Below are 11,612 nucleotides of genomic sequence, written 5' to 3'. Positions count from 1 at the left end.
ACGGACATTTTACGGAACTTACAACTTGTAGACTTACCTTACCCGCAACCATATATTCTTAAAGTCCATGCCAAAATACATCCTCGCCCTTGATCAGGGAACCACCTCCTGCCGCGCCATCGTTTTTAACCATGATGGAGACATCGTTGCTACCGCTCAGAAAGAATTTACGCAGATTTTTCCACAGCCTGCCTGGGTAGAGCACGACGCGAGTGAAATCTGGAGTACTCAATTCGCTGTCACCCAGGAAGTGCTGGTAAAGGCGAAAATAAAGTCCGCTGACGTAGCGGCAATCGGCATTACCAACCAGCGGGAAACAACGCTAGTGTGGGACCGCAAAACGGGCGAGCCGATCTACAACGCCATTGTCTGGCAAGACCGGCGTACGGCTGCCTTTTGTGATGAGCTTAAGGCTCGTGGCCTTGAGCAACACGTGAAGGATACCACCGGGCTGGTGGTTGACGCTTATTTCTCGGGTACTAAAATCAATTGGATACTTGACAATGTCGAGGGGGGCCGCGCCCGCGCGGAGGCCGGCGAACTCGCCTTTGGCACCATGGACAGCTGGCTGGTGTATAAACTCACCGGCGGCGAAGTGCACGTCACCGACGTTACCAATGCCGGACGGACGATGCTCTTCGATATCAAAAACCGCCGCTGGGACGAAAAACTGATGAAGGAGCTCAACGTACCCGCCAGCATGCTGCCCGAAGTGAAGGGAAGCAGCGAAGTGTACGGTAAGACGGAGGAAGGCCTCTTCTCCAGCCAGATCCCCATCGCCGGCATGGCCGGCGATCAACACTGTGCTCTCTTCGGACAGGCCTGCTTTGAACCCGGACAGGCGAAGAATACCTACGGCACCGGCTGCTTTATGCTTATGAATACGGGCACCGAGGCCGTCGCTTCGGAAAACGGACTACTGACGACCGTCGCCTGGGAAGTGGACGGCGTAATGGAATACGCCCTGGAAGGCTCCGTCTTCATCGCCGGTGCTGCCATCCAATGGCTCCGGGACGGGCTCAAGATTATCGACGAAGCGCCGGACTCCGAATTCTATGCCCGTAAGGTAAAGGACTCCGACGGCGTCTACGTCGTCCCGGCCTTTGCCGGCCTCGGAGCGCCTTACTGGGATATGTACGCGCGTGGTGCCATCTTCGGCCTTACCCGGGGGACGGACAAGGCGCACATCGTTCGCGCTACCCTGCAGTCATTAGCCTACCAGGTTCGGGATGTACTCGATGCAATGCAGAAAGACTCGGGTAAAGACCTGAGCACCCTGCGCGTAGACGGAGGTGCCTCTAACAACAACTTCCTGATGCAGTTCCAGTCTGACATTCTGGCCACCCACGTCGAGCGCCCGCAGGTAGTGGAGACGACTGCGCTGGGTGCAGCCATGTTCGCAGGACTCGCCGTTGGATTCTGGACCAAAGACGACTTGCAAAAAACCTGGCAGCTGGATCGCCGCTTCGCCGCTGAAATGGAAGAAGATAAGCGGTCTAAGCTCTATCGTGGATGGCAGAAAGCCGTGAAGCGGAGTATGGATTGGGTGGAAGAGTAGGGACCTGTCACCATGCCAATTACAACTAAAAACCCCGCCCCACATTGAGCGGAGCGGGGCGTCGTTTGGGTGTCAATCTAAAAGGTTGTAAATCCCAGTTCGGTAAGTCCGAAAAATTAGTCGATAATTAATTTTCTTGTGCTAATGCTTTTATTAACTCGTAGTTGAAGTGTATAAAAGCCAGCAGCTAAGCGATCCAGGTTGATCTCCCGTTGATAAGTGCCCTCGGAGAATTGACCCAGGTTAATGGTGGAGGCCAGTTGCCCGATCTGATTATAAATGGCTACGGCTACGTTCGCGTTCTGCTGGGTAGTGAAATCAACGGTCGTGTAGGTCTGAGCGGGATTGGGGAAAACCTTGAAGTCCGCTACTATTTCAAATGGAGAAGAACTGGAAGTCGTCGGTTCCGGCATAAAGGAGAATAAACCGGTACGGGCATTTCCCCACCAGAGAGTCCCTTGCGGATCAAAGTCGATGCTAGTATCCTGAGTGTTGTTAGTAGTCACTTCCTCATTGATGAAGTTCTCCCACTCACCATCCAGAAGGGTGGTGATACCGTATTCGTGGGCGAAATATACTTTTCCTTCTTCGTCGCTTTTGATGGTGTGTACGGCGATATTGGTAATCTCGTCCCTGTTCTCTTGCAATGGATTCGTCCATGAGGTGCCATCAAACTTTAGTGCCCCCGATGGATGGTTCACAGCCCAAACATTTCCTTCTTTATCGAAATGAAAATCTCTGCCTAAGCGACCAATTACGGGGTGGTCTGCTGCGGTGTAGGTGGTCCAGGTGCCCTCAGGAGTAACGGTCTGAACAACATTGGGTAGTTCAAAATCTCCAGTGGATATCCATAAGTTGTCATCGCTGTCTACGCCCAGGCCAACTACGGTGTTGGGGGATAGCGCTGAGTTGGTGGTATTGAACTCACTTAGCATTCCGTTGTCGATCAGGTAGATTTTATCGATGGACATAGCGTAGAGTTTACCCTGGCTGTCAATGTCCAGCTTGTAGCAGGCATCCAGATTAGTAAAGGCCCATTCATTGCCATCGTATTGGTAAATCCCACGCTGGGAAGCCAGCCAGATATTGTCATCCGCAAGAACGAGAATGTCATACATCAACTCAAAGGGCATTGCTGTGGGTGGTTTGGGCAGGAAGGACCAGTTGCCTTCCATGTCCAAGACCGAGAAGTTTTCCTGAGACCCGGTAATGAAATACATCTTACCATTAGCGCCTTTATGGACGTCTTGTATGCTATTACTCTCCAGGGTATTGTCAGTAATCAGCGTTGACCGAATGTTCCCGCTTTCGTTTACCGAAAGGTGAATGTTAGTGTTCAGCCACCGATTGTTCTGCTCGTCAATATGGAAGTAGGCCATATTGTTGTTTACAGCTTCGGTCTGTAAGTCTGATTGCAGTAGCCAGCTGTCGTTTTCCAGTTTGAAAATGCCGTTTTTTATGGTGGAAAAGTAAACGTTGCCGTCAGTGTCTTCCGTAAACTGAAGGACTTCAGAACCGTTGAAGTCGATGTTGTATTCTTGCCAGTTTTCTCCATCATACCTGCCGATCTGTTCCAGGTCTCCGGCAAGGTAAAGGTCTCCGGCGCTACTGGTAAACAAGTCTGCACTGCGGTAACCTGAAAGTTGGGTGCCTTCGGTGAGGTTGACCCACTGCCCATCCATCAGTTGATGTAGGTCTGTTCCCGCTGCGAAAACATCTCCATTGTCCATTACTTCCACGTCCCAGGTCTCAAAGTAATCGGGGCCGAACTCCGCCTCGGCATAGCGCGACCAGCTCTCGCCCGTCCGGTGAAAAAGTCCCTTAGTCGTCCCGACCCATAAATCACCATTCGGGGCGACCTTAAGGTCGTACATCTCGGTATTAGGCAGAACGATTGACTCGTCCAGGGAAGTAGAATTTTGAAAGTCGGAACCATCAAATGTAGATAAAACAATGTCGTAGGTTCCGATCCAGACACTACCGTTCTGCCCTCTGGTGATGGATTGAATGTGGTTGTTGCTGAGGCTGGAATTATCCTTGGTAAATATGGTGCGCTCCAGCGTAGATTTGTCAACGACGATTAGCCCGTTGTCGGTGGCCAGCAGTAATTCGGTGCCGGTGTCCACCAGATCATTGACCTGGTTAGCGCTTTGGTAAGAAGTCCACTCCTGCGCAGAAAGAAAACCCTGGAAAAAGAGGGCAGTCAGGAGAAGAAGGGAGAATTTTGAAAATGTCATAGCAGTCATTGAAGGGGATCGTTAGGGATGTCATGGGGGCTTATGTTGGCACTCTTGCCCTTAAGTATGCTCAAATTTACCGGTACATTCATGGGAGGACAAGTAGAGGTAAAGCCGTAAATAAGTTTTCTAAAATTTATTTTTAATATAAATGGCATTTAATAGCTTATTTTTGAAGAGAATAAATAAGAATTCAAAAAAGCTAAATGAAAATCCCCTCAACGTTTTTGCATGACTTGGTCTTAGGGCTGACAAAGTCAGAAAAGCGTTACATCAAAGTGCAGGCGGGGGGGAGGAACAAAGACTACCTGGGGTTGCTGGAGGCCCTGCTTGCGCAGAAGACCTATGATGAGGCTAAGCTGATCAAAGACAACGAAGGGGCTAATTTTCTGAAGTACCTGGCGGTAAATAAGCGATACCTCTATGCACTTTTACTCCGGCTGTTGGCTCAGTATGGGCAGAAAACAGTGGAAGACCAGGTCCGTACTACCTTGGATGCTGCCAGGGTGTTGATGAAAAAGGGCCTATTCCCCGCAGCGCTGAAAGAGTTGAAAAAAGGACAAAAGCTAGCTACCCAGTATGAGCTATTCGAACTGCAAATCTCGCTTTGTGGCTTACAGAAAAAACTCAGCAATAAACAGAAGAGGGTGATGCTAAGGGAGGATGACCTGCAGCAACTCTTTGAGCTGGAAACGAATGCTCTGAAACAGCTAGCCAACATCAATGAATACTGGTATCTGGCTCAGCGGGTGGCCCGCTTCCAAATGAAATTTCAGAAAAGCCAGAATGAGGAGCAACAGCAACACCTGGTGGAACTGTCTCAGTCCGCACCATTCGTCAACCCGGAGCTGGCGACTAACTTCAGGAGCAAACTCTATTTCTATCAGGCCAACGCTACCTTTCAGTTTATGAATGGAGAGGTGAAAAAAGCCTACGAAATCAATAGTCAGTTTCTGGACCTCCTGGAGGCAAACCCTCATTTCCTGAGTCTTTATACGGAGAACTACCTGGCTACGCTGAATAATATGTTGATCGATAGCCTGATCATTAAGGAGTATGATGTACTGGAGCAGGGGATTCACCGGCTGGAAATGACGCTTAAGAGACCCGAATTCAAGTCCATGAAAAACATGGAGTCTCGTGTTTTCCGGCAGCGTTATCTATTGCTCATTAACTGGAGTCTGAGCCAAAAGGATTACGGAAAAGTGCTGGCGTGGATTCCGGAAATTGAAGCAGGTCTCCAAAAGTTCGGAGATAAAATTGAGAAGCATCATCGCATTACTTTTTACTACCTGCTGGCTTACTTACTCTTCTTGAATAAGCGTAGCGACGAAGCTGTTAGGTGGAATAATCTTATCCTCAACGATGCTAAAGAAGACGTGGTTAAGGAGATTTACTACTTCGCTCGGGTACTGAATTTGTTGATCCACTTCGAGTTAGGAAACGAGGACTTGCTGGGCTCTCTGCTATTGTCTACGCCCAAATACCTGAAGTCTAGGCGACCGATATATACTACCGAGAAGGCCTTGTTCCGCTTATTAGGGAAATTGTTGAATACGCCCGGCAGAAAAGAACGACGAGAACTATTGTCTGGCTTCAACGCTGAGCTAAGTAACCTTTCTCAGCAAGTAAGTGAGCGACGCGTATTTAATTATTTGGACCTTAGTTTGTGGGAGCCACATTAGTAATTATTAAATGAATATCTTTGAAACGTTTACACTAGTTTTTAGCGCAGTAAGTTACTAGAAATAAACAGAGCATCTTATGAAGATAGTTTTCGATAGAGACATAAAAGGACGGAAAATTAAGAAGGGAAAAAACTATGAAGTCATTTCAAAAGAGAACGAATCCTATTTTATTCTGAACGATGATAAATATCCTGTAAACGTTATAGTTAAAGAAAAAGAAAGTTTGTTACTTGATTCTGAGACAATGTTTTGTAGCCCTGACAAGGTAGAATTCAACATTGAAGAAATTGATTTAGAAATTCCTCCCTTACTACCTAATTACCTGAAGTTCGATAAAGAATATACTTACGCTGATTTTATGCTGAAGAGGTGCTGGGCCGTAACTGAATTTTCTCACAAACTCTTGGCTGCAGGAATTGAAGTTTGTGATGAGTTTAAGATGATCGCGTTCAAAGACCTAGCAAAGATCACTTATGTGCGGGCAGAAATGAGCGCCTTGTTTTTATCCATAGGAAACTTCTTCTCTGGCTGTTCTGATGATCAGTTCCATTTTAGGTTTGACAAACACGGAAAGAGAAATATTGGATTACTGGAGTTGGCTAATATTTCATTTAATCCTTATTGGAATGGAGAAAACAATGTTAGTTCTCTGACTAATCTGGAGAAATGGCAAGAAAATCTGGAGGAGAAGTTGGTTCAGATTTTAACAATTAACTCAGACTTTGGTGAGCATATAAAGAAGCATGGTTTTAGCGAAGAAGAAGAATGGGGGTGTTGCCTCAAGCGTTCAATTTCGCGAATAGTTCGTGCAATCGATGCGATAGCTTATGAAGGGTTTGATGCCGTTCACCGATTGCCGCTTAATGATTTTTTAGGCAATTCTACCTTTGGACAATACTGTCTTATTTTCGAGACCAAAGATTATTATTATAGGTTTTTTCTGGGGAACTGGGATTGATTTTCTTACAATAAGTGTACACTCACGCCTCTTTTTCGGGAATTACTTTCAAGAGTGCTTCCAGATTCCACATATCTTTCTCCTCAAAAGGCCCCACCGTTGTCCGCCGCAGCGCCGTCAGATACCCACCGGAGTTGAGCGCCTTACCCATATCATAAGCCAGCGAGCGAATATAGGTGCCTTTGGAGCAACTGATGATAAAGTCCACCTCTGGCAGCTCAATGCGGGTGATGTTAAATTCATGGACGGTGACGGGACGGGCTTTTACTTCAACCATCTCACCCCGGCGGGCTTTTTTGTAGAGCGGTTGTCCGTCAACCTTGATGGCGGAGAAAATGGGCGGTAGTTGCTCCAGATCGCCGGTCAGAGATTCGGCCGCCGCCCGGATCATCTCTTCGGTAATATGCTCGGTTGGGAAAGTAGCGTTGATGGGTTCCTCTGCGTCGTAGCTGGCCGTGGTGGCGCCCAGGGTAATGGTGCCGGTGTAGGTTTTGTCCATGCCCTGCAGCTCCTGCAGGCGCTTGGTCCACTTGCCGGTGCAGATATTGAGCATGCCGGTCGCCATGGGGTCCAGCGTGCCGGCGTGGCCGACCTTGATTTTCTTTACGCCCAGATGCTTACGGATCGCCCAACGTACTTTGTTGACGACGTCGAAACTCGTCCAGCCCTTTGGCTTGTCAACGAGCAGCAGGCAACCGTCCTGAAAGGTGAAGGGTGGGGTGGTGGTGGGAGGGAGCATATTTGATTCTCGATTCTCGATTTTGAATTGGCGATTTGCTGCGCAGTACTTCGTGCTCTTGATTGGACTGCCGCAGGGGCGCCGGTGCGCAGGTGCAAAGAACGGTTTTTAGGTGCAATGTTAAACGAGCAATGCCTTTACTCCCTTTTTCCTTTGCTCCTTTATTCTTTCCCTTGCACCTGCGGTAAGCGCCCAAATGTTCCATTACCCATTAATCGCCTTCCAGGCCAGCACGAGCCCCGCCACCGCAAAGCAGTAGTAAGCGAACCAGCGAAGCTTGGCTTTTTTCACGAGGCTGATCATCCAGACGCAAGCCAGGATACCCGTAACGAAGGCCGCGACAAAACCGATTCCCAGCTCCGTAACCGATACGGTATTCGCCGTGAATTCACCGTCCAGCAGGTCCTTTGCCATCTTCCCGAGAATGAGCGGAACGACCATCAGGAAGCTGAAGCGCGCGGCTTTTTCCCGGTCGATGCCCAGCAAAACGCTGGTGGAAATCGTTGCTCCGGAACGGCTGATGCCCGGCAGGATGGCCACGGCCTGTGCCAGACCGATAATGACGGCGTCTTTCCAGTCTACGGCTTTCTCCGTACTCCTGGCGCGGTCCGCCAGAAAGAGCAGCAGGCCCGTGATGATGAGCATGGCCGCAACGAGGACGATCTGGCGATCAAACAGTGCTTCCAGCAGATCATCAAAGAGTACCCCAACGATTGCGGCAGGGATCATACTGACCACGATGAGCGCCGCAAACTTGGTTCCGTCGTTCCACTGGAATTTGAACAGATCGCGAATGATCTCCAGTACGTCTTTGCGGAAGACCACCAGTGTAGCCAGCGCCGTAGCGGCGTGCAGCGTGACGGTCATGAGCATCGACTCAGCGGCGAGGCTATCGTCATTGAGCAACCATTTAGCCAGTTCCAGGTGGCCGCTGCTGCTCACGGGCAAAAACTCGGTAAGACCCTGGACGATACCCAGGATCAGCGAACGCAAAATGTCCGTCATGAATTATTTCTTGAGGATGGCAAATATAACTACGCCCAAACCACTGAGGATAACGATGGGCGCCAGGGTAATCCGGCGAAAGCTGTAAATTTTGTCGATGTCAAACTCATTGTACTCCGTGCCACGGCCACCAGCCATCAGCAGGAGCCCGATGAGGACGAGTGCGAAGCCGATGCCCATCCACTTAAAGGTTTCGGGCCCAAAAGTCATGGCTCTGGCCGGACCACTGGACTTGCTGCTGGCAGCTGCTCGTGGAGTGGCGGTCTTTACGGGCGTAGCGGCAACGCGGGTGTTATCGCGTGCGGCGGCTTTCTGTGCCTTCTTCTGGTCGGCTTTGGATTTGCGTTTACTCATAATATCACTTAGTATAAATCGTCGAGTCTAAGGCGAAGGTAGCGACGAACCACGACATAGTGGCTCAGGAAGTTAATGATAACCCCCAGCAGCAGGAGGCCACCAGCCAGGTAAAGCAGGGGCAGTGGCTGCCCCAGTAATTGTAATTCCGGTAATACGCTGTTGAGCCAGAACAAGAGGCCCGCTACCGCCCCAATGGCCAGCAGACCACTTAGCAAGCCCTGGCCCACGGCCCGCCAGAGGTAAGGGCGGCTGATGAAGCCCCAACTGGCTCCTACCAACTCCTGGGTTTTAATCGTAAAACGGTTAGCGTACAGGGAGAGGCGAACGGTATTGTGGATCAGGAGCCCGGCCACCAGTGCAAAGAGGGCGGCAAGGCCCAGGAGCAGGTAACCGAGCTTGCGGGCGTTAGCCGCGATGCGGTCAACGAAGTTTTCCTGATAGAAAACGCCGGATACACCGGGCACGGCCTGCACTTCGGCAGCAATGGCGGCCAGGCGCTCTTCCTGCATTTCTTCCAGTGGAACATTAAAGGTTATCACGTCCAGCAAGGGGTTATTGAGGCCGAGGTCACTGAGGTCTTCGCGAAGGTCTTCGCCCATATCCGCCAGTGCGTCAGCTTTACTGATGTAATTGACCGGGCTGCCGGCTTTGTGAAAGTCAGCCGACTCAAGATAGCTGACCAGTTCACTCCGTTGTGTCTCTGTGTGATCCGCTTCGAGCTCCACGATGATGTCCAGATTTTCCTGCAGCTGCCGGGTCAGATAGCTCGCCTGGAAAGTCCATAAGCCTACCAGTCCCAGCAGGAACAGCACGAGGGCCAGGCTGAAGACGACGTAGATTTGATTAGGACGGGGCTGTGCCAAGGGGAGCGTTTTTCTTTAGTGCTGCCACAAAAGTAAGGGATTGGGGGCGGGTGGGGTGGTTAATGATGGTTAATTTAGCTTGCTGGTCGCACCAGACAAGTTCTTAGTTTCTCTAAATCAACCGCGTCCCCGGCCCAATATTGACTTCATAAAACTCCGGTGTTTTATCGTAAGCCTCCCGGTAGGATCTTTTGAGAAAGGCTTTGAGGAAGTTGACTTCCCTCGCTTTGACCAAATTGATGGTACAGCCGCCAAACCCGCCACCCATGATACGGGAGCCGGCCACGGCACCTCTGAAATTTTCGCTGGCCAAAAATTGCAGCAGGTCAACCTCTTCGCAGCTCACCTGGAAATCGTCGCGGAGGCCCTGATGGGTCTTGTTGAGTAATTTACCAACGGTGTTGACGTCTCCAGCCTTCAGCGCCTGCGCCATTTGCCGTACCCGGATGTTTTCACCGACGACGTAGCTGGCGCGCTTCCGGACAATCGGGCGAAGGTCATCAATGACGGCTTCGAGTTGATCCTGAGAGGCATGGCTGAGTTTTGCCAGGTCCGGGAATATTTTTTGCAGCGCTTCCAGGGCTTCCTGGCATTCGGCCACGCGGACGGGGTATTCACTGCTCCCCAGCTCGTGGGTGACCATGGAATTGACCAATAACCAGCGGTAGCCGGGTAAGTCGGCGGAGATGGGCTGGAAGTCGAGGCTGTCGCAATTAAGCAAAATGGGGCCGTCGGGTGAGCCGTTAAGGCTGGCAAACTGATCCATGATGCCAGTCGGGACACCGATGAACTCATTACTGCTTCGCTGGCTTAGCCGGGCGAGCTCCGGGCGGCTTAGCCCGGCGGCGAGTACTTCGTTCAGGAGAAAGGCCATGCCGCCTTCCAGCGCGGCGGAGCTACTCATGCCGGAGCCACGGGGCACGTTGCCGCCGAAGACAATTTCCAGCCCGGGGATCTCATGCCCCAATTGCTGAAATTGCTCCACGATGCCAGCAAGATAATCCACCCAGAGTTCGCCCGTTTTACCGGTGACGGGCAGGGGGAGCTGCTGACTTTTATCCAGATCCACAGCGTGGAGGATCAGGGAACTTCCTTCGATTCTACGGGCATAGAACTCGATGCCCTTGTCAATGGCGGCGGGCATTACCCAGCCGCCGGTGTAGTCTGTGTGCTCACCGATAATGTTGATCCGACCGGGGGAATGGAGGCGAAGCGAAAAAGAATCGTCTGACATACTATTCGTAGCCAGGTAATCAACGATGTGGGAGAGCATGGGCTGGAGGTTAGTATTTACTCACTTTCGTCCATGGTATGAAAAACGCTGGAGACATCATCGTCTTCTTCCAGCTTTTCTACGAGGGCAAGCACTTCTTCTACCTCCGAGTCGGATAGTTTTTTTGTGTGGGTAGGAATACGGACGAGCTCGGCCTTACTGACCGTAATCTCCAGTTTTTCCATTGCGGGGCCAAAGCCGGCGAAGTCTTCGAAAGAAGTATAAAAGGATACTTCATCGTCTTCCTGCACGATGCTGTCCAGCCCTGCGTCGATGAGTTCCAGTTCCAGTTCTTCGAGGTCCTTTCCTTCCAGGTCTTCACTTTTGACAATGAACTGCCCTTTGCGCTCAAACATATAGTCCACGGAGCCATTCGTGCCCAGGTTGCCGCCGTACTTGGAGAAGGCATGGCGAATGCTGGCCACGGTTCGGTTGTTGTTGTCCGTAGTGGCTTCCACAAAGACGGCAATACCGTGTGGGCCGTAGCCTTCAAAGGTCACCTCGTCGTAGTTGGAGGTGTCTTTGTCGGTAGCTCGTTTAATGGCAGCCTCGATGTTGGCCTTAGGCATGTTAACGGCCTTGGCGTTGTTCATTGCCAGGCGGAGGCGGGGGTTATAGTCAGGGTCAGGGCCGCCTTCCTTGATGGCGATGTTGATCTCACGACCTACTTTAGTGAAGGCCTTGGCCATGCCGGCCCAACGTTTCATTTTTGCCGCTTTGCGATATTCAAATGCGCGTCCCATGGAATTGTAATTTATAGATTGGTCGGCAAAGATAATGGGAAAGGAGTAAAAACAGAATGATTAGAATTGCGTCTTTGTTCTGGCGCAAACGCAGGCTAATGGTCCCGCTCCTGCGGGGTGCAAAGGAGGGGCCTGAAAAGCAGGGAGAAGGCGCCGGGGTGCGAGCATTTCTTGCATTTAGAGGATGGCGG

The 11,612-nt window shown here is 50.8% G+C and carries 10 protein-coding genes; 3 read left to right on the top strand and 7 right to left on the bottom strand.

Translation table 11 applies throughout. The features are described 5' to 3' along the window. Positions 1-67 precede the first annotated feature (67 nt). Positions 68-1,558 carry a glycerol kinase GlpK gene (glpK, locus tag BM123_RS01610; protein WP_090165051.1) on the top strand — a complete coding sequence of 497 codons (1,491 nt, stop codon included), beginning with the start codon at positions 68-70 and terminating at the stop codon, positions 1,556-1,558. Between the two features lie 116 nt (positions 1,559-1,674). Here glpK and BM123_RS01605 read toward each other — a convergent pair whose 3' ends face one another. Continuing rightward, positions 1,675-3,795: a Periplasmic ligand-binding sensor domain-containing protein gene (locus BM123_RS01605; RefSeq protein WP_175489218.1), complete on the bottom strand. Its 2,121-nt coding sequence runs from the start codon at positions 3,793-3,795 to the stop codon at positions 1,675-1,677. 206 nt (positions 3,796-4,001) lie between these two features. On the opposite strand from BM123_RS01605, the gene BM123_RS01600 reads away from it, so the two are divergent. Together BM123_RS01600 and BM123_RS01595 are read left to right on the top strand one after the other, a co-directional pair. Next, complete coding sequence (locus BM123_RS01600; RefSeq protein ID WP_090165049.1) at positions 4,002-5,480, top strand: hypothetical protein; 1,479 nt, start codon at positions 4,002-4,004, stop codon at positions 5,478-5,480. A gap of 79 nt (positions 5,481-5,559) precedes the next feature. After that, positions 5,560-6,441, top strand: a complete 882-nt coding sequence (locus BM123_RS01595; protein ID WP_090165048.1) for a hypothetical protein — start codon at positions 5,560-5,562, stop codon at positions 6,439-6,441. Between the two features lie 22 nt (positions 6,442-6,463). Here the strand turns inward: BM123_RS01595 and truB are convergent, their stop codons facing one another. From truB to BM123_RS01565, 6 genes are all read right to left on the bottom strand, one after another. Then, positions 6,464-7,180: a tRNA pseudouridine(55) synthase TruB gene (gene truB / locus BM123_RS01590; RefSeq protein WP_090165047.1), complete on the bottom strand. Its 717-nt coding sequence runs from the start codon at positions 7,178-7,180 to the stop codon at positions 6,464-6,466. 204 nt (positions 7,181-7,384) lie between these two features. Then, positions 7,385-8,185 (bottom strand): undecaprenyl-diphosphate phosphatase, encoded by an 801-nt coding sequence (locus tag BM123_RS01585; RefSeq protein WP_090165046.1) that lies wholly within the window; start codon positions 8,183-8,185, stop codon positions 7,385-7,387. Positions 8,186-8,188: 3 nt separating this feature from the next. Continuing rightward, the gene (locus BM123_RS01580; RefSeq protein WP_090165045.1) at positions 8,189-8,539 is read right to left on the bottom strand and encodes a DUF3098 domain-containing protein; all 351 of its coding nucleotides are present in this window, start codon (positions 8,537-8,539) and stop codon (positions 8,189-8,191) included. Positions 8,540-8,547: 8 nt separating this feature from the next. After that, positions 8,548-9,405, bottom strand: coding sequence for a cell division protein FtsX (locus BM123_RS01575; RefSeq protein ID WP_090165044.1), 858 nt, complete (start codon positions 9,403-9,405; stop codon positions 8,548-8,550). A gap of 112 nt (positions 9,406-9,517) precedes the next feature. Then, positions 9,518-10,678: a galactokinase gene (gene galK / locus BM123_RS01570; protein WP_090165043.1), complete on the bottom strand. Its 1,161-nt coding sequence runs from the start codon at positions 10,676-10,678 to the stop codon at positions 9,518-9,520. A gap of 17 nt (positions 10,679-10,695) precedes the next feature. Beyond that, on the bottom strand, positions 10,696-11,421 hold the full coding sequence (locus BM123_RS01565) for a YebC/PmpR family DNA-binding transcriptional regulator (protein ID WP_090165042.1): 726 nt from the start codon (positions 11,419-11,421) through the stop codon (positions 10,696-10,698). Positions 11,422-11,612 lie beyond the last annotated feature (191 nt).

This window comes from Neolewinella agarilytica (assembly GCF_900110645.1).
In the GTDB taxonomy this organism is placed as follows: domain Bacteria; phylum Bacteroidota; class Bacteroidia; order Chitinophagales; family Saprospiraceae; genus Neolewinella; species Neolewinella agarilytica.
This window is presented reverse-complemented; position numbering and strand designations above follow the sequence as displayed.

Bases quoted from the DNA above. Each gene is read 5' to 3' on its own strand.
- glpK (WP_090165051.1), top strand. From the start codon at position 68: ATGCCAAAATACATCCTCGCCCTTGATCAGGGAACCACCTCCTGCCGC.
- BM123_RS01605 (WP_175489218.1), bottom strand. From the start codon at position 3,795: ATGACATTTTCAAAATTCTCCCTTCTTCTCCTGACTGCCCTCTTTTTC.
- BM123_RS01600 (WP_090165049.1), top strand. From the start codon at position 4,002: ATGAAAATCCCCTCAACGTTTTTGCATGACTTGGTCTTAGGGCTGACA.
- BM123_RS01595 (WP_090165048.1), top strand. From the start codon at position 5,560: ATGAAGATAGTTTTCGATAGAGACATAAAAGGACGGAAAATTAAGAAG.
- truB (WP_090165047.1), bottom strand. From the start codon at position 7,180: ATGCTCCCTCCCACCACCACCCCACCCTTCACCTTTCAGGACGGTTGC.
- BM123_RS01585 (WP_090165046.1), bottom strand. From the start codon at position 8,185: ATGACGGACATTTTGCGTTCGCTGATCCTGGGTATCGTCCAGGGTCTT.
- BM123_RS01580 (WP_090165045.1), bottom strand. From the start codon at position 8,539: ATGAGTAAACGCAAATCCAAAGCCGACCAGAAGAAGGCACAGAAAGCC.
- galK (WP_090165043.1), bottom strand. From the start codon at position 10,678: ATGCTCTCCCACATCGTTGATTACCTGGCTACGAATAGTATGTCAGAC.
- BM123_RS01565 (WP_090165042.1), bottom strand. From the start codon at position 11,421: ATGGGACGCGCATTTGAATATCGCAAAGCGGCAAAAATGAAACGTTGG.